This is a genomic window from Rhodococcus erythropolis R138 (genome assembly GCF_000696675.2).
Taxonomy (GTDB): Bacteria; Actinomycetota; Actinomycetes; order Mycobacteriales; family Mycobacteriaceae; genus Rhodococcus_F; species Rhodococcus_F erythropolis.
The window spans coordinates 1,902,699-1,919,903 of record NZ_CP007255.1 but is presented as its reverse complement, the minus strand read 5'-3'; the positions used below and the strand labels follow the sequence as shown (position 1 = coordinate 1,919,903).

The following is a 17,205-nucleotide window of genomic DNA, read 5'->3' as shown; positions in this document are numbered from 1 at the left end:
TATCGACCGATGCAAGACCACATCGAAAGGAACACCATGGCTCGCTCCGACGTCCTAGTCTCCGCTGACTGGGCTGAGCAGAACCTCAACACCCCCAAGACCGTTTTTGTCGAGGTGGACGAGGACACCAGCGCATACGACGGCGGCCACATCGAGGGTGCAGTCAAGCTCGACTGGCGCAAGGACCTCCAGGACGGCGTCCGACGCGACTTCCTGAACCAGGAGCAGTTCTCGGACCTGCTCTCCGCCAAGGGCATTGCGAACGACGACACCGTCGTTCTCTACGGTGGCAACAACAACTGGTTCGCTGCTTACGCGTACTGGTACTTCAAGCTGTACGGCCACCAGGACATCAAGCTGATCGACGGCGGCCGCAAGAAGTGGGAACTCGACGGACGCCCGCTCTCCAAGGACGCAGTCAACCGCGAAGCCACGCAGTACAAGGCCGAGACCCCCGACTTCTCGATCCGCGCATTCCGCGACGAGGTCATCGACGCCATCGGCAGCAAGAACCTCGTCGACGTTCGCAGCCCTGACGAGTTCTCCGGCAAGATCCTCGCTCCCGCCCACCTTCCGCAGGAGCAGGCGCAGCAGCGTGGCCACGTCCCCGGAGCCATCAACATCCCGTGGAGCACCACCGCAAACGAGGACGGCACCTTCAAGTCGGACGACGACCTCACCAAGCTGTACGCGGAGAAGGGCTTCGACGACACCAAGGAAACGATCGCCTACTGCCGCATCGGCGAGCGCTCGAGCCACACCTGGTTCGTACTGCAGGAGATCCTCGGCAAGAACAACGTCAAGAACTACGACGGCAGCTGGGTCGAATACGGCTCACTCGTCGGCGCACCGATCGAATTGGGAGCCTGATCATGTGTGGAGCACCTACCCAGGGGCAGACCCTGCCTGCCGGCGTCGACGTCGAGAAGGAAACGGTCATCACCGGCCGCGTTCTCGCCGCTGACGGCCAGCCCATCGGCGGCGCATTCGTGCGCCTGCTCGACGGCTCCGGAGAGTTCACGGCCGAGGTCGTGGCATCGGGAACCGGCGATTTCCGCTTCTTCGCCGCTCCGGGCGAGTGGACCGTTCGTGCACTGTCCAGCTCGGGCAACGGCACATCCACCGTCGCTCCCGAGGGCTCGGGCGTGCACAACGTGGACGTGACCGTCAGCAAGTAATTCCTGCTTTTCCAGGCGGCCCCGCACCCCTTCGGTGCGGGGCCTTCTGCATTCCGGCTCCCGATTTTTCCGGTCGGTCGCCGCGGTCTAAGATGTACCCGTGGTCATTTTCTTCGAGGTACTCCTCGCACTCGCATCCGTCATGATCGCTTGGTTCTCCGTGTACGTCGTGTACCGCTTGGTCACCGACGAGTCGTGAGTCAGGCTCCGGATTCAGGGTCCGACGCGACCGCTGACGATTCCGCCGCTGCAGGTGCCGTAAGGCGCGGCAGCGGGGACGAAGCTGTCGCCATCGCCGTCGAGCGCTCCAAGTCGACGGCGTCGCTCAACATTCCGACCCTGCCGGACCTTCCGTTGCCCGAGGACACCGCAAACCTGCGCCTCGGCCCGGACATCAATCCCGAACTCCTCGCACTGCTCCCCCTCGTCGGCGTCTGGCGCGGCGAAGGCGAAGGGCACGACGAGACCGGTGACTACGCCTTCGGTCAGCAGATCGTCATCTCTCACGACGGCGGCCCCTACCTCAATTGGGAGTCCAGATCTTGGCGTCTCGACGCCGAGGGCAAGTACGTGAGCCCTGATCTGCGCGAGAGCGGGTACTGGCGCATGGGCGGCGACGGCATCCCGGGCAGCGTCAACCAGGAAGTCGTCGAACTCCTGCTCAGCCACAGCTCCGGCGTCGTCGAAATGTACTACGGCCGTGCGCTCACCCAGGCGTCGTGGGAACTTGCCACCGACGTGGTGATCCGCAGCCAGTCCGGTGCACTGTACGGCGGCGCGAAGCGCCTCTACGGCATCGTCGAAGGCGGCGACCTCGCGTACGTCGAAGAGCGGATCATGTCTGACGGTGGCCTGGAACCGCGCCTCTCGGCGCGGCTGACCCGCTACATCGGCTAGTTCTGCTGTGCGCCTTTATTAACCCCCGGCGGTTAATAAAGGCGCACAGCAGATCCATCCACAGGCACCGACAAATTCCACAGGCGGGCACTGGAGCGGCAGTTTCGACCGATTCCTGTCGGACCGCGATCTCACGGTATTCGCATGAACTGCGACTACATCGATCCTGATCTCCGAAGACTCTTCGACTTCCAACACGGACTCGCGACCAATAAACAACTACGCCCTTTCGGCTATTCACCGCGGCGCATCCAACATCTGGTCGAATCGGGTCAATGGACTTCCGTCCTCCACGGCGTTCAATCCAGCACCAACGGCCCACTCAACCGAGCAATGATTCTCGAGGCCGCCCTTCTGTTCGGCGGCGGAGAGACCTACCTGAGTCACCGGACTGCTGCTGAAGAGTGGGGGCTCACGCACATCGAGTCCGAACTGCCGGTCCACATCACTGTCCGATACGGCAGATCCTCACGCTGTCAGAGGCCGACGGTCAGACCCGAACGCTCCCCGGCGCGCCCCGTTCCGTTGGGGTGGTCCACTGCCCATCCCGGAGTGATCGTTCATCGTTCACGCGCTCAGGCCCACATCGGCGTTGCCACTCAGCCTGCTCGTACTTCGCTGGCCGACACCGCAATTGACCTGGCGGTTGCAGAGCCGTCGGCTCGCGACGCCGCTCGTTCTCTGGTCCGATCGGCCACGGCGTGCAAGGTGTCCCGGATGGAACTACGCACCCGAATGGAATGCCGCCGGCCGAGGCGATATGTCAAAGCGCTGTCCTCGACATTGGACCTCTTGGATCGCGGCGTCCAGTCGGTACTCGAACATCGCTACGCAATCGAAGTCGAGCGCGCACACGGTTTACCGGAGGCGCGACGGCAATCGCCGGTCATCGTCGACGGGAGAACTCTCTACGAGGACGTCGACTACCGCAATTGCGGTGTCGCACTGATCGTTCGACTCGACGGTTTTGCCTTCCACTCTTCTCGGGCGACTGCACTGCGGGATCGGCGGCGAGGTAACGCATCCGAACTGTCAGGCAACGCCACACTGGTCTTCGGTTGGGAGGAGGTGGAGGGGGCCTCGTGCCGAACTGCAGCCGAGGTCAGAGCGATCCTCGAGCGCGGTGGATGGTGGGGGCCTAATCCTTGTCCACGCTGTGCGCCTTTATTAACCGCCGGGGGTTAATAAAGGCGCACAGCACGAAGCGACCCCCGAGCCACACCCACGCTTTCGCGCGGATCCCGGTCGGACTGATCGGGGGCTCGGGGGTCGGGTGGCTGCCTGGGATTCGCCGGCCGCTCACGCGGTAAGTGAATTCCATCAGCGATTGCGGCTAGCTGGCAGCCACCTCACGCGTCCGTCTGTACTTCAATTTCAGACCACCTCCTTCCTTGTGTAAAGGAGAAAGTACGCCCACTTCACGACGACGGCAACGTATTTTCCACAGAAACTTTTCCGACGCATATCACCTGGTCAGCTGCTGTGCCGTCCGGAAGTTGGTGGGTGACGACAACAACGGTTCGCGAAGAATCGACCAGCGTTGCGTCGCGACCGAGCAACTCGCGGAGCAACTGAGCGCCGGCCTCCGCGTCCATGTGCTCGGTCGGCTCGTCGAGCAGCAGCACCTCCGCAGGCGAGACGATCGCGCGTGCCAACAGCAACCGACGACGCTCACCGCCCGAAACCGCTCGCATGCCGCCGACCAGGTAGGTGTCGAGCCCTTCCGGCAGTTCCGACAGCCAGTCGCCGAGACCGACTGCGGCAAGTGCCTTCTCCGCGTCCTCGGCGGTGAGGTCACCCCGCGCAACGCGCAGGTTCTCGAGTACCGACGTCTCGAAGAGGTGTGCGTCTTCGGCGAAGTACCCGACGTGCCTGCGCAGGTCGGCCGGATCGATATCCGAAATATCCACTCCGCCAACGCGAACTGTTCCCGCGACGGGCGGCAGCAACCCCGCCGTCGTCATCAGTGCGGTGGTCTTTCCGGATCCGCTCTCCCCGACGACGGCAACGCGGGCACCGCGAGGAAGATCCACGGAGAGCGGTTCGGTCACTTTTCCCCCGGGCCAACCCGCCTGCAATGCATGCACGCTGAGAATCCCGTTCTCCGGCCACGCACGATTTCCTTCGACGTGTTCCGCGTCGGCTCGATCGAGTACCGCCATGATGCGAGCCGACACCAGCCGCGCCTTGGTCAGTGCCACCGCCGCGCTGGGCAGTATCGCGGTTCCCTCGAAAGCCGACAGCGGAAGCAGTACAAGGATTCCCATGGACATCGGTGACATGTCGGTGGTTCCGTACAGCGCAATTCCGATCAGCAGGGCACCGAGGACGCTCACGCCGATTGCCAGGGGCGTCGCAGCGGCGGCAAAGGCACTCGGTACCGCCGCGCGATCGGTTGCATCGACCACCTCGTTCTCGGCGGACACAGCCTCGCTCACCGCCTGATCCAAGCGACCTGATACTCGAAGCTCAGCGGAATGGTCGAGCGCGGTAACCGCCGACGCACTGAATCGCGCTGCGGCAGCTGAACTGTCGGCCTCCGCAAGTCGAGCAGCTCGCGCCGACAGCCAGGGCGCCGCAATCCCGGACACCGCCAGCGCAACAGCCAGAATGAGTGCGGCCGGAACCGAGATGAACAACAGGATTCCCACCGCGGCGAAGGCGAGGACAACCGAAACAGCAATCGGGATCAGCGCTTTGACGACGACGTCGCCCAGCGCGTCCACGTCGGAGCCCGTACGGGAGAGCAGGTCACCGCGTCGTAGTCCGGCGGCGGCCGCGGGATCTCCCGCCGCCAACTGCTGGTAGATCCTCGACCGCGCTGCGGTGGTGCCGCGCAATGCGACGTCGTGCGTCGTCAATCGCTCGAGGTAGCGGAAGACGCCACGCGAGATTCCCAGTGCACGCACGGCAACCACAGCGACGCTGAGATCGAGAACGGGAGGCATCTCCCATGCGCGCGTGATCAACCATGCGGACAGCGCGGCCAAGGCGAGTGCGCTACCGAGTGTTGCCACACCGGCGGCCACCGCAGTCAGTATGCGTCGTGGTCGAAGTTCCAGTAGCCGAAGAGCACGCAGAAGCGGATCGTGAGCGTCACTTCTCATGAGCGCGCACCTCGACGATCCGGTCCGCTGCGGCGAGCACACTCGGACGGTGGCCGATCACGACGACTGTGTCGCCGAGCTCCGCCCGTGCTCTCAGAGAAGCCAACACTGTCCCTTCAGAATCGGAATCGAGGTGAGCGGTGGGTTCGTCCAGGACAAGAACTGCGCGGTCGGAGGCGAGCACGCGTGTCAGCGCCAGTCGTTGTCGCTGCCCCAGCGACAAACCTGTGCCGCCGACGCCGATAACGGTCTCGACACCCGCAGGCAGCTCGGCCAATACCGCGTCGAATCCCGTCGCAGCAGCAGCGCGAGCCAATGCTTGCGCATCGACGACCCCGGTGAGATCGAGATTTTCACGAACGGTGCCGGGTAGGAGGACCGGATGCTGGGGAAGCCATGCCAACTGACTCCACCACGCGTGCTCGTCCAGGTCTCGGACATCGACGCCGGCGACCGTCACGCGGCCACTGCTCGGTTCGATCAGTCCGAGTAGCGCGTGCACTGCCGTCGACTTGCCGCAGCCGTTGGGACCGGTGAGCACGGTGATCGCCCCTGGTGACGCCACGGCGGAAAGTTGAGACGGTGCGACTCCCCCACGAGAGGTCACGCCGAGTCCGTCGAAGACGATGTCGGCGCCGCAAGCGACCACCGTCGTGCTACCACCCTCCGGTGCCGCAGAATCCGCCTCGATCACCTCGAATGCCTTGTCGGCTGCTGCCATTCCGTCCTCGGCGGCGTGGAACTGGGTTCCCACCATCCGAAGTGGCAGATACACCTCGGGCGCGAGGATCAACGCGACTATCCCCGGCTCGAGTGACATGCCCCCGTACACGAGTCGCAAGCCGATGCTCACGGCCACCAATGCGACGCAGAGTGTTGCGAGCAGTTCAAGCACCATCGAGGACAGGAACGCTACGCGCAGAGCAGACATGGTCGTTCGACGATGGGCGTCACCGAGTTCACGGACACGCTCGGCAGGGCCTTGCTGACGACCGAGCGCTCGCAGCGTCGGCAGTCCGGCAAGTAGATCGAGCAGCTGCGAAGACAGCGTGGTCATCGCTGCCAACGTCTTCTCCGACTTACCCTTCGTCAGCAAGCCGATGAGAATCATGAAGATCGGGATCAGCGGCAGCGTCACGAAAATGATGACCGCGGACGTCATGTCCTGCACCGCAATGACTATCAGGGTAATAGGCGTCAGTGTCACCGACAGGACCAGAGCCGGAAGGTATCCCGTCAGGTACGGGCCGAGGCCGTCGACACCGCGGGTGACCACGGTCGCGATCTCGTCACGCCGAGGATCCAGATCGCGCGGACTCATCGCCGTCGCCGACGTCAGCACGCCGTTCTTGATCTCGGCAACGACGCGAGTCGACGCCCGGTGCGCATACCTCGTCTGCAGCCAGGTCCCCAGAACCCTGACCGCCACCGCTGCGGCCAGAACAACCAATTCGGTTGTCCACGAAGAAACATCCACAGTTCGAGTGGTGATCACTCCGGCCAGCACTCGGCCGATCATGAGCGCCGCGACGATGACCATCACGACGTTCACCATCGACAGAGCGACCGTCAGGATCAGATAGCCGCGCGCAGAGGCGGAATGGCGCCACAGTCGCGGGTCGATCGGCCCCCGGCGACGCTCCCGAGTGGTGGGAGCGTCGCCTACTTCGATAGTCACGTGAATTCGACCGTCAGTTCTTTCGTGTTTCGAATCTTTTGTGATTGCGGGTTTGCCACTACCACGTCTTCTCCTTGAATCGCAGACCGATCGACGCCGGAATCTGCTTGGAGGAGATGCGCTGTCGGAACACCCAGTACGTCCAACCCTGGTAGATGATCACCACCGGCGTCATGAATGCCGCGGCCCACGTCATCACCTTGAGCGTGTACGGACTCGACGACGCGTTCTCGATGGTGAGGCTGTACGCCGGATCGAGCGTCGACGGCATGACGTTCGGGAACAGCGAGGCGAACAGCAGCACGACGGTGGCGATGACGGCCACACAGGTGAGAACGAAAGCCCAGCCTTCACGCTCGGCCCGCGTCAGGAAGACGACGCCGATCAGTGCAGCAGCAGCTGCGGCTACCAGAATCCACGTCCATCCCTTGCCGTAGGCGAGCTGCGTCCACAGGACGAATCCGCCGGCGACAGGAATAGCCGGAATTGCGAGTCGTGCAGCAATTTTCACTGCGTCTTCACGAACCTCGTCGGCACTCTTGAGCGCCAGGAACACAGCGCCGTGGAGAGCGAACACCAGCGCGGTGGTCAGACCGCCGAGCAGTGCGTACGGGTTGAGCAGATCGAAAAATCCCGACTCGACCTGCTTGTCGGCGTTGATCGCCACGCCCCGAACGATGTTCGCGAAAGCCACGCCCCAGAGAACTGCCGGGACCCAGGAGCCGAAGATGATGCCCCAGTCGCAGCGCTGACGCCATTTGTCGTCGTCGATCTTGCTTCGCCATTCGATGGCACAGATTCGAACGATCAAGGCCACCAGGATGATCAGCAGCGGCAGATAGAACCCGGAGAACAAGGTCGCGTACCACTCCGGGAATGCCGCGAACATCGCGCCACCGGCGGTGATCAGCCACACCTCGTTGCCGTCCCACACCGGGCCGATCGTGTTGAGCGCCACCCGTCGACGCGTATCTGCCGGGAGGTCACTGCCTCTGCCGACGATCGGCATGAGCATTCCGACACCGAAGTCGAACCCTTCGAGGACGAAGTAACCGATGAAGAGCACTGCGACGAGCACGAACCATACTTCTTGAAGTCCCATGATCGCCTCCTAGTACGCGAACGACAGTTGTTTGGGCTTGTCCGGATCTTCCGGCTCGTCATGATCCGTATCGCCCGGTGGATGCATGTCGTGCTCCAACGGACCTTCCTTCGCGTACCGCACGATCAGCTTGAACCAGACGACACCCAGCGCTCCGTACAGGAGGGTGAAGGTGATCAGCGAAGCCCAGACGGTAGCCGACGCGTGGTCCGAAACACCTTGGTCGACAGTCAGTCTGATCATGTCGACGCCGGTCGGATTGGGATGCACCACCCAGGGCTGACGGCCCATCTCGGTGAAGATCCAGCCCGCGCTGTTCGCCATGAACGGAGTGGGAATCGCGACGAGACTGAGGATTCCGAACCACTTCTGGTCCGGGACCCGCCCCTTACGTGTGACCCACAGTCCCGCGAGAGCCAGTGCTGCCGAACCGGCGGCGAGGCCGATCATGGCGCGGAAAGACCAGTACGTGACAAAGAGATTCGGTCGGTAGTTGCCCGGTCCGAAGTCCTGCTCCGCCTGCTCCTGCAGTTGGTTCACGCCTTGCAGTTCGACGCCGGTGAACTTGCCCTCGGCCAACCACGACAGAGCGTATGGCACCTTTATTACGTGAGTCACGCTGTCGCAGTTGTTGTGAGTTCCGATGGTCAGGAGTGAGAAATCGGGATCCATCTCGGTCTCGCACAGCGACTCTGCCGACGCCATCTTCATCGGCTGCTGCTGGAACATGAGCTTGCCTTGGACGTCACCGGTGTAGATGATGCCGATTCCGGCCACGATCATGACGAGCAAGGCGAATCGTGTTGCCGGACGGTACATCGTTCGTGCGTCGGTTTCGAGACGCTCGGCTTCGGCGGCCTCAGCCTGCTTGGCGCGGCGCATGTTCCGCACCATCCACCAACCACTGATGCCGGCAACAAACGTCGCCGCCGTCAGGAAGGCGCCGGCAACCGCGTGCGGGAAGGCAGCAAGAGCGGTGTTGTTGGTCAACAACTCCCAGATGCTGGTGAGTTCGGCACGACCCGTTTCAGGGTTGTACGTCGCACCGACCGGATGCTGCATGAACGAGTTGGCCGCGATGATGAAGAACGCCGACGCGTTGACGCCGATCGCCACGAGCCAAATGCACGCCAGGTGTACAAGTTTGGGCAGCCTGCCCCAACCGAAGATCCAGAGTCCGATGAAGACGGACTCCATGAAGAATGCGACCAGGCCTTCCAACGCGAGTGGAGCTCCGAAGACGTCACCGACGAATCGCGAGTACTCGCTCCAGTTCATGCCGAACTGGAACTCCTGCACGATGCCGGTGGCTACACCGAGTGCGAAGTTGATGAGGAAAAGCTTGCCGAAAAACTTGGTGAGCCGATACCAGTGGTCCTTTTTGGTGACCACCCACATCGTCTGCATGATCGCGATCATCGGTGCAAGTCCGATGGTCAGCGGAACAAGGATGAAGTGGTAGACGGTAGTGATACCGAACTGCCACCTGGAGACGTCCAAAGTATCCATTGGCTACTCCGAGAGTAGGGCCCTGGGACAGGCTTCGGGGTTCGAGACGCGGGCAGTCGCTCGGCCCCTGCGGACACGGTACTGCTGTCCGGTTTGGACCGCAGGACTTTGCTACTACCAAATGTAGTAGAGACCTGTCGCGATTCCTATTCGCCTATCGCCCTGCTGAATCCGAATCAATTGCACGTTCAACCAATTCCGCGAATTCCTCGGAGACCTTCGGCTCTGGCAATGCGAGCCCGTCGAGTGTATTGACGCGTGCGGCCAGCGTGACGCTCGAAACCATCCACACTCCGTCGGCCGCAATCAAATCCGCAGGTCGGAGGGTTTCGTATCGGCAATCGAAGCGAGCACTGCCGGCAACGTCGAAGAGGGCACGCTGCGTCGTACCCATCAAAATGCCCTGCGCGGGAGGCGGTGTGATCAAAGTCCTGTCCCGAACGATCACCACCGTCGAGCGTGGCCCCTCCAACACATTGCCCTCGGAACTGACGAAGATCACATCGTCGGCACCCAAATTCGCCGCATATCGGAGCGCTGCCATGTTGGTTGCGTAGGACAACGTCTTCGCGCCCAGTAGCTGCCAGGGTGCCCGGGCAGAGAGATCGACCGAGAAACCTCGCTCGAGAGTCATCACCGACAGCCCCGATTCGCGGACCTGTCTGACCCGATCGGCCACCGGACCGACCATCACGAAGGCTGTCGGCTTGTCGCCGCTCTCACGGCCGCGGGTCAGAACAAGACGAAGAGCGCCTTCCTTCTCTGTCCCCCACTCCTCGGCTGCAATCTCGATCGCCAGACGCCAGTCATCGAGAACGGGGGCGGGCAGACCCAGTGCCCGCGCGCTCAGAACCAGTCGACTCAGATGTCCCTCGACCACCCGCGCCCTACCGTCGCGTACCAACAGCGTCTCGAAGACTCCGTCGCCGCGCACCACCGCCAGGTCGTCGGCGTGCAGAAACGGTGCGTCAGCATCGAGCACCTCATGGTCGAGAGTCACCAATACGCGATCAGGCATGCCATCAACCCTAACGATCCGCCAAGCCGCCGGGGCCGCCCTGTAACCGCGATCCCGCCCACACTCCTAGACTGGTCTTGTGGTCGACAACGCTCTTGTGCCCAACAGCCCACTTCTGACTTCCCCCGGCGCGGTCACCGCACCGGACGGTTCGGCCGACATCGGTGTCGCATGGCACTACGGCGATCCCCTCGGTGAACAGCGAACCGCGCAGCGCGCAGCAGTGGTGGTCGACCGCAGTCACAGATTCGTGATCGCCATTCCCGGCGACGAACGCCTCACGTGGCTGCACACGATTTCGAGCCAGCACATCGCCGCGCTCCCCGACGGCAAGAGTGCCGAGAACCTGAGCCTGGATGTCAACGGACGCGTCGAGCACCACTTCGTGCAGACGGACCTGGCCGGTGTCACCTGGATCGACACCGAAGCCGACCGCGGACCCGACCTCCTCTCCTTCTTGAAGAAGATGGTGTTCTGGTCCAAGGCCGAGCCTCGGGACGGCAACGAGCTGGCGGTATTGAGCCTGGTCGGTCCCGAATCCCCGGCTGTCCTCTCCGCGATCGGCGTGCAGACACCAGCCGATGCCTACGACGCTCTCGCGCTGGCCGACGGCGGGTTCGTCCGCCGCATGCCGTGGCCCACCGAGGACTCTTTCGATCTGCTCGTCCCACGTGAGCAACTGGCGGCGTGGTGGACCAAGCTGACCGATGCCGGTGCCAAGCCCGCCGGAAGTTGGGCCTTCGAGGCGCTCCGCGTCGAAGCGAGGAGGCCTCGCCTCGGACTGGACACCGACGAGCGGACGATCCCGCACGAGGTCCACTGGATCGGCGGGCCGGCCGAACACGGCGCCGTCCACCTCGACAAGGGCTGCTACCGCGGTCAGGAAACCGTCGCCCGGGTTCACAATCTCGGCAAGCCCCCGCGCCATCTCGTCATGTTGCACCTCGACGGCAGCGCCGAAGCGGTCCCGGAACCGGGTGACCCGATCACGGCGGGCGGACGAGCAGTCGGACGTGTCGGGACCGTCGTCAATCATCACGAACTCGGCCCGATCGCGCTCGCTCTGATCAAGCGCAACATTCCGGTCGACACCGAACTGATGGCCGGCCCCAGCGCTGCGTCCATCGATCCGGATTCGATCGTCGCGGACGACGCACCCCAGGCCGGACGTGAGGCTGTCAACCGATTGCGCGGAAAGTGACGGGCATGGTCGACGCGGTCTGCGTCGTCCACACCGAACGTGACAGTGGCGTCAGGCGAGTCCCCCGAACCGCGATCGACAAGCGTCCCGTCGACGGCCGCGTAGCGGTCGGCCGACTCGGCCTGGGTGGCGACTACGTCTGCGACACCGAATTCCACGGCGGCGCCTTCCAAGCTGTCTACGCGTATCAGCGCGACGAAGCGCAGCGATGGTCGGACGAGTTGGGCCGACCGCTCGCCCCGGGGTGGTTCGGCGAGAACCTCCACATCAGCGGAATGCTCGTCACGGACGCCGTGATCGGCGAGCGTTGGCACACCACCGGAGCCGAGGCGTCGGACGTTCTCGAACTCGAGGTAACCGCTCCCCGCGTCCCGTGCGGCACCTTCGGCATCTGGGCCGCGGAAAAGGGCTGGGTCAAAAGATTCACCGAGCGGACCGACGTCGGCGCATACCTTCGCGTCAACCGGACCGGCACGATCGCCGCGGGCGACTCGGTCACCCGAGTCCACGTACCGGATCACGGCGTGACTGTTCGAGAGGTCTTCGCCGGAACCGACCCCGAGAGACTCCGACGGCTCCTCGCAGAACACACCGATCTTGCACCGAACGTCGCCGCGCGCGTCCAGAGGTTCGTCGAACAAGCAGAAGCGCAGGTGCACTCGTGAGTATCGAATTGGTGGAAGTGGTCCGCTCCGGATTCCGCGAATGCGTGCATCGCGGATCGGCCGTCATTCTCGGCGCCGACGGCGAGGTCGTTGTCGGACTCGGGGAGATTCACACACCCATCTACCCGCGCTCGGCGAACAAGCCGCTGCAAGCCGTCGCTGCGCTTCGTAACGGCTTTGCACCCACCAGTCCGGAAGAGTTGGCCGTCGCGTCGTCCTCACATGCGGGCGAGGCCGATCACATCGAATTGGTCGCCGCGCTTCTCGCTCGCTACCAACTCGGTGTCGACCAGTTGCAGTGCCCCTCCGATCTGCCGGGCAACGAACTGGCCCGAGCCGAACTGATCGCAGCGGGCGAACTTCCCAGTCCGATCTACATGACCTGCTCGGGCAAGCACTCCGCGATGCTCGCGACGTGCGTCGTGAACGACTGGCCGCTCGAGACGTACATGGAGCCGACCCATCCCCTCCAACTCGCGATCCAGGAGACGATCTTCGATCTCAGCGGCGAGGAAGAGCAGGAACTCGGCATCGACGGTTGTGGTCTCCCGATCGTCCCGCTTTCGCTCACGAACCTGGCTCGGGCATTCGGACGCCTGCCCTCGGCTGAGCCGGACTCCCCCGAACGGGCTGTGGCCGACGCGGTCCGCGAAAACCCCTTCCTCGTCTCGGGCACGGGCCGCAACGATCAGCGCCTGATGTCCGCCGTGCCGGGTCTGTTCTCCAAGACCGGATACGACGGCATCTACGCCGGAGCGCTTCCAGACGGTTCCGCTTTCGCCCTCAAGATCGACGACGGCCACGAGCGGGCGCTCCTGCCATTGGCGGCAGCTCTGCTCAAGCGAATGAACACCGAGTGGACCGAGGAATTGGCGGCTCTCGCATCCGCTCCGGTCTTTGGCGGGGACGCCCGAGTGGGGACGATTCGCGCAATTCCCGGAAACTTCTGAGCAGTTCTCACAAAGTTCTGACGAGTTCTTTCAGCATCCTGGCAGCTCGCGGCCATAGTGAGAGCAATCAGACACGGCGGTGAGGCGTTCGTGGAAGCGGAAGCGACTTTTCCACGCTAGAGTGTGTGTCAGGAAACTTACACACTCAAACGGGGCCGCCAAATTCCCCAGGCCGCCCCGCGAAAGCGCGAGGGGGTCAGCCATGGGCCGCGGCCGGGCTAAGGCAAAGCAGACCAAGGTTGCACGCGAATTGAAGTACAGCGTACCGACCACGGATTTCGACAGCCTGCAAAGAGAGCTCGCAGGTGGATCGACCAACTCGCATCGGAGCAGTGTCCGATCGGACCAGACTTCCGATAGGGAAGGGCATGCGCGAGAGGACGACTACGACGACTGGCGGCGTTGACCGCGCACTGCCACCGCGCAGACTGTGAAATGAGGAAGAGCTGATCGCTCTTCCTCATTTTTGCGTTCCATTTTCTGCCTCGCGCCTGCTTGTACGTACACACAAAACTGCCCCACCGGATCTCTCCGATGGGGCAGCTGACGTTGCGGTCTAGAAGCGCGGGTGGTCTCCGGCCAGGAACGCACGCTCTGCAGCGGCGTCCGACGCCTTCTTGACGCTACCGAGCGTCCAGCAGTCGATGTGGCGTGCAGTCAGGACGGCAAGTGCGCGGTCGACGTCCTCGGGCGCCACGACGGCAACCATGCCGACACCCATGTTGAAGGTCTGCTCCATCTCGGCGCGCTCGACGCGTCCGCGCTGCGCGATCATCGCGAACACCGGAGCGGGGCTCCAGGTTCCGCGATCGAGTTCGGCGACCAAGCCCTTGGGCATGACGCGCGCGAGGTTGTTGGCAAGGCCACCACCCGTGACGTGGCAGAACGTGCGCACGTCGGTCTCGGCAGCGAGTGCCAGGCAGTCCTTGGCGTAGATCTTCGTGGGCTCGAGCAGTTCCTCACCGAGCGTGCGGCCGAACTCGTCGACGTGTGCGCTCAGGTTCATGCGGTCGATCTCGAGCAGGACCTTGCGGGCCAGGGAGTAACCGTTGGAGTGCAGTCCCGACGAGCCCATGGCGATGACGACGTCGCCGGGGCGAACGCGGTCCGGTCCGAGCAGCTTCTCGGCCTCCACGACACCGACGCCGGTGGCGGAGAGGTCGTAGTCACCGTCAGCCATGATGCCGGGGTGCTCGGCGGTCTCGCCACCGAGGAGAGCGCAACCGGCCTGGATGCAGCCCTCGGCGATGCCGCTGACCAATTCCGCGACGCGCTCGGGGATGACCCGGCCGACAGCGATGTAGTCCTGAAGGAACAGCGGCTCGGCGCCACAGACGACGAGGTCGTCGACAACCATGGCGACGAGGTCGAGTCCGACCGTGTCGTGCTTGTCCATCGCCTGCGCGACAGCGAGCTTGGTTCCGACGCCGTCGGTCGATGCGGCGAGCAGCGGCTCCTTGTAGTCACCCTTGAGGGAGAACAAGCCGGCGAAACCACCGAGGCCACCCATGACCTCGGGGCGGCTGGCCTTCTTGGCCAGAGGGGCGAAGAGTTCCACCGCCCGGTCGCCTGCGGCGATATCGACTCCTGCTGCCGCGTAGGAGGCGCCTGCGGTGCGGTGACTGTCCTCGGTCATCGGGTTACTACTCCAGCCTTGTATTTCTCGCGAGCACGTATTGCTCGTGCACAGGTAAGTGGTCTTGCAATGTGAAGTGTTTGCAATCCTCGTGACGCGAGATGGATCGTTCGACTCGAGACCCAGAGCGCGCACACAAATACCGACGATTACGCCCATACGCTACCGGACCGGCCCCCTCGGTGAGACCTCGCGTACCCCGAGACGTCAGTTCTGCAGCCGCGCACCGATCGAGGAGTGCAGCGCTCGCAGACTGTTCTGCCCGAGTGCAACGGTCTCGGATTCGATGTGTTTGAGGAGGTGCCCGTCGTGGACGACCTTCTCGCTCGACTGGATCAGCACCGTGCCGGCTCCGGTGAAATCGAACTGGCGTTCTTCACCGGTATTCGCGCCGAACATGCTTCCCCGAACCGCGCCCAGGAAGCTCTGCATCCAGTCCGCATCGAAGTGATGGGACGGCGACGGGCAGTCGGCCCAACCCACCAACGCCTGCGGGTCGATGCGCAGCGGCGGCTCCGCGAACATGACCGGGCCGTTGGACGACGCCAGGAACTTGCCCGTTCCCAGCAGCGTCAAAAAGCCTGGGACGATGGACTGTTTGAGGTCCAGGCTCGTCTCGAAGGCGAGGAGATTGGCCGCGCGAATCGTGAGGTTGCCGTCGTCGAGGTCGTAGGAATTGATGTTGAATCCGCGGTCGCCGAGGATCAACTTGCCCTGCCCCTGGGCGAGCACCCAGTCGTCCGCGTAGAGCGGCGAAGAGAACCTGGCCGCGACGATCGCCGTCATACTCGTGCGCCCGAGCGGCTCGAAGTTGATGTTTCCGTAGTACGCGATCATCGCGCCCTTGGACGTGAACCACGGTTGTCCGGCCATCTCGACGCAGAAGGCGTAGTCGTTGCCCGGGACGTTGTCGTTGGCGGGCAGAGTTGCCGGATTGTGAATTTCGATACCCATGCTCGTTGCCCTCTCAGAACTTCTGCTCGGACGCCTGGACCCAGACGGTGCCGGCGCCGGTCATCTTCAGCTGGATGGACTCCCCCGAGCCCTTGCCGACGGCCTCGCGCCAGCCGACGTTCGCGGAGATGTCGACGTTGATCTGACCGATGTGGCACACGTATGCCTGCGGGTCGACGACGACCTGAGGATTGTTCGGACCGACCTGCAACGGAATCGCGCCCCCGTGCGAGAGAACCGCGACGCTTCCCTGTCCGTGCAACTGCGTCGTGAACAGTCCTTGACCGGTCATGGCTCCGCGTACCGCTCCGCGCACACCGCCCTGCGACGTGAGAGCGACTATCGAACTCTGGAGGTAACCGTCGTGTGCGAGGAGTCGGTCGGCTTCGACGGTGAGCATGGACGAACCGTCGAGGTGGATGACCTCGACGTACAAGCCGGCGTGCCCGTAGAAGACCTCACCGTTACCTTCGGCCGCCATCATGCGTGCATGCTCGCCGGACATCATGCGGCCGGCCATCCCGGCGATACCGCCCATGTTCGGCATGGCGCCTGGCCCACCGCCCATGCTGTGCGGGATGAAGCGGACGTCACCGGTGTAGTAGAGCATCGACCCGGTGCGGGCGAGCACGTTCTGGCCAGGCGCGAGGGTCGACTTGACGACCTTGCTGTTCACCAATTCCAACGGCATGGTTCAGCGCTCCTCGGGCTGGATGTAGACGACTCCGGATCCGTCGAATCGCAGCGAGAACGCTTCACCGCTGCCACCGCCGATCGCGGAGCGCCAGGTGACGTCGGTGACGAAGCTCTGGTTGAGCTGGCCGCGGTGAGCGACGAATGCGTCGGGATCGGCAACCAGCGGATACTGCGGGCTGACTTCGAGCGCGATGATCGGTCCGCCCTTCGACAGCACGGCCACCAGACCGGTGCCGCTGACGACCGTCGTGAACAAGCCCTGTCCGGAACCTGCGCCGCGGAGGCCGGCAAATTTCACATCGGTTCGCAGCTGTCCGACCAGTGCGAGCAACTGTGACGCTTCCACGTGCAGAGCGTCGTTGTCGAGTTCGATGATCGTGATGTCCTGGGCGTCGACCGCGAAGTAGACGGTGCCTTGTCCGCTGACTTCCATCAGGGACAGTGATTCACCTGCCGCCTTCTGTTTCAGCGCGGCACGTAACCCTCCGCCACCGCCCATACCGGCGTTCTTGAAGGTGATCGCACCCTCGTACGCCACCATCGAACCGTTGATCGCTTTGATGGTGTCCCCCACCAGGTCTGCGACCAGTACCCGGTGCCCATCCATTCTCAGT

The 17,205-nt window shown here is 63.6% G+C and carries 17 protein-coding genes; 8 read left to right on the top strand and 9 right to left on the bottom strand.

The window, feature by feature from the left end; genetic code table 11:
- Positions 1-36 precede the first annotated feature (36 nt).
- The 4 genes from H351_RS09030 (at position 37) to H351_RS09015 (ending at position 3,260) form a co-directional block, all read left to right on the top strand.
- Complete coding sequence (locus H351_RS09030; RefSeq protein ID WP_020908929.1) at positions 37-870, top strand: sulfurtransferase; 834 nt, start codon at positions 37-39, stop codon at positions 868-870.
- A 2-nt stretch (positions 871-872) separates the two neighbouring features.
- Positions 873-1,178: a DUF1416 domain-containing protein gene (locus H351_RS09025; RefSeq protein ID WP_003939797.1), complete on the top strand. Its 306-nt coding sequence runs from the start codon at positions 873-875 to the stop codon at positions 1,176-1,178.
- A 291-nt stretch (positions 1,179-1,469) separates the two neighbouring features.
- Complete coding sequence (locus H351_RS09020) at positions 1,470-2,075, top strand: heme-binding beta-barrel domain-containing protein (protein WP_170320401.1); 606 nt, start codon at positions 1,470-1,472, stop codon at positions 2,073-2,075.
- A 144-nt stretch (positions 2,076-2,219) separates the two neighbouring features.
- Positions 2,220-3,260 (top strand): type IV toxin-antitoxin system AbiEi family antitoxin domain-containing protein, encoded by a 1,041-nt coding sequence (locus tag H351_RS09015; protein ID WP_029256123.1) that lies wholly within the window; start codon positions 2,220-2,222, stop codon positions 3,258-3,260.
- Positions 3,261-3,493: 233 nt separating this feature from the next.
- On the opposite strand, the gene cydC is transcribed toward H351_RS09015, so the two are convergent.
- From cydC to H351_RS08990, 5 genes are all read right to left on the bottom strand, one after another.
- Positions 3,494-5,182: a thiol reductant ABC exporter subunit CydC gene (gene cydC, locus H351_RS09010; protein WP_029256124.1), complete on the bottom strand. Its 1,689-nt coding sequence runs from the start codon at positions 5,180-5,182 to the stop codon at positions 3,494-3,496.
- Positions 5,172-6,860, bottom strand: coding sequence for a thiol reductant ABC exporter subunit CydD (cydD, locus tag H351_RS09005; protein WP_051636497.1), 1,689 nt, complete (start codon positions 6,858-6,860; stop codon positions 5,172-5,174). Before cydD ends, cydC begins: the two co-directional genes overlap by 11 nt.
- Positions 6,861-6,918: 58 nt before the next feature.
- Complete coding sequence (cydB, locus tag H351_RS09000; protein WP_003939727.1) at positions 6,919-7,962, bottom strand: cytochrome d ubiquinol oxidase subunit II; 1,044 nt, start codon at positions 7,960-7,962, stop codon at positions 6,919-6,921.
- Between the two features lie 9 nt (positions 7,963-7,971).
- Entirely contained in the window at positions 7,972-9,471 is a 1,500-nt protein-coding gene (locus H351_RS08995) for a cytochrome ubiquinol oxidase subunit I (protein WP_029256126.1), read from the bottom strand.
- Between the two features lie 154 nt (positions 9,472-9,625).
- On the bottom strand, positions 9,626-10,489 hold the full coding sequence (locus H351_RS08990) for an aminodeoxychorismate lyase (protein WP_029256127.1): 864 nt from the start codon (positions 10,487-10,489) through the stop codon (positions 9,626-9,628).
- 79 nt (positions 10,490-10,568) lie between these two features.
- Between H351_RS08990 and ygfZ the strand changes: the two genes are divergently transcribed.
- The 4 genes from ygfZ (at position 10,569) to H351_RS31365 (ending at position 13,711) form a co-directional block, all read left to right on the top strand.
- Positions 10,569-11,690 carry a CAF17-like 4Fe-4S cluster assembly/insertion protein YgfZ gene (ygfZ, locus tag H351_RS08985; RefSeq protein ID WP_029256128.1) on the top strand — a complete coding sequence of 374 codons (1,122 nt, stop codon included), beginning with the start codon at positions 10,569-10,571 and terminating at the stop codon, positions 11,688-11,690.
- Complete coding sequence (locus H351_RS08980; RefSeq protein ID WP_037119802.1) at positions 11,687-12,355, top strand: MOSC domain-containing protein; 669 nt, start codon at positions 11,687-11,689, stop codon at positions 12,353-12,355. Before ygfZ ends, H351_RS08980 begins: the two co-directional genes overlap by 4 nt.
- Entirely contained in the window at positions 12,352-13,305 is a 954-nt protein-coding gene (locus tag H351_RS08975; RefSeq protein ID WP_003940365.1) for an asparaginase, read from the top strand. The genes H351_RS08980 and H351_RS08975 overlap by 4 nt, the downstream gene beginning before the upstream one ends.
- A gap of 202 nt (positions 13,306-13,507) precedes the next feature.
- Complete coding sequence (locus tag H351_RS31365) at positions 13,508-13,711, top strand: DUF3073 domain-containing protein (RefSeq protein WP_003940337.1); 204 nt, start codon at positions 13,508-13,510, stop codon at positions 13,709-13,711.
- A gap of 150 nt (positions 13,712-13,861) precedes the next feature.
- On the opposite strand, the gene purM is transcribed toward H351_RS31365, so the two are convergent.
- The 4 genes from purM to H351_RS08955 form a co-directional block, all read right to left on the bottom strand.
- Positions 13,862-14,941, bottom strand: a complete 1,080-nt coding sequence (gene purM / locus H351_RS08970; RefSeq protein WP_003940225.1) for a phosphoribosylformylglycinamidine cyclo-ligase — start codon at positions 14,939-14,941, stop codon at positions 13,862-13,864.
- Between the two features lie 207 nt (positions 14,942-15,148).
- Positions 15,149-15,895 carry an AIM24 family protein gene (locus H351_RS08965; RefSeq protein WP_019745100.1) on the bottom strand — a complete coding sequence of 249 codons (747 nt, stop codon included), beginning with the start codon at positions 15,893-15,895 and terminating at the stop codon, positions 15,149-15,151.
- Positions 15,896-15,908: 13 nt separating this feature from the next.
- Positions 15,909-16,586 carry an AIM24 family protein gene (locus H351_RS08960; protein ID WP_003939918.1) on the bottom strand — a complete coding sequence of 226 codons (678 nt, stop codon included), beginning with the start codon at positions 16,584-16,586 and terminating at the stop codon, positions 15,909-15,911.
- Positions 16,587-16,589: 3 nt separating this feature from the next.
- A complete protein-coding gene (locus tag H351_RS08955; protein WP_020970622.1) occupies positions 16,590-17,198 on the bottom strand; it encodes an AIM24 family protein in 609 nt (202 codons plus the stop codon).
- Positions 17,199-17,205 lie beyond the last annotated feature (7 nt).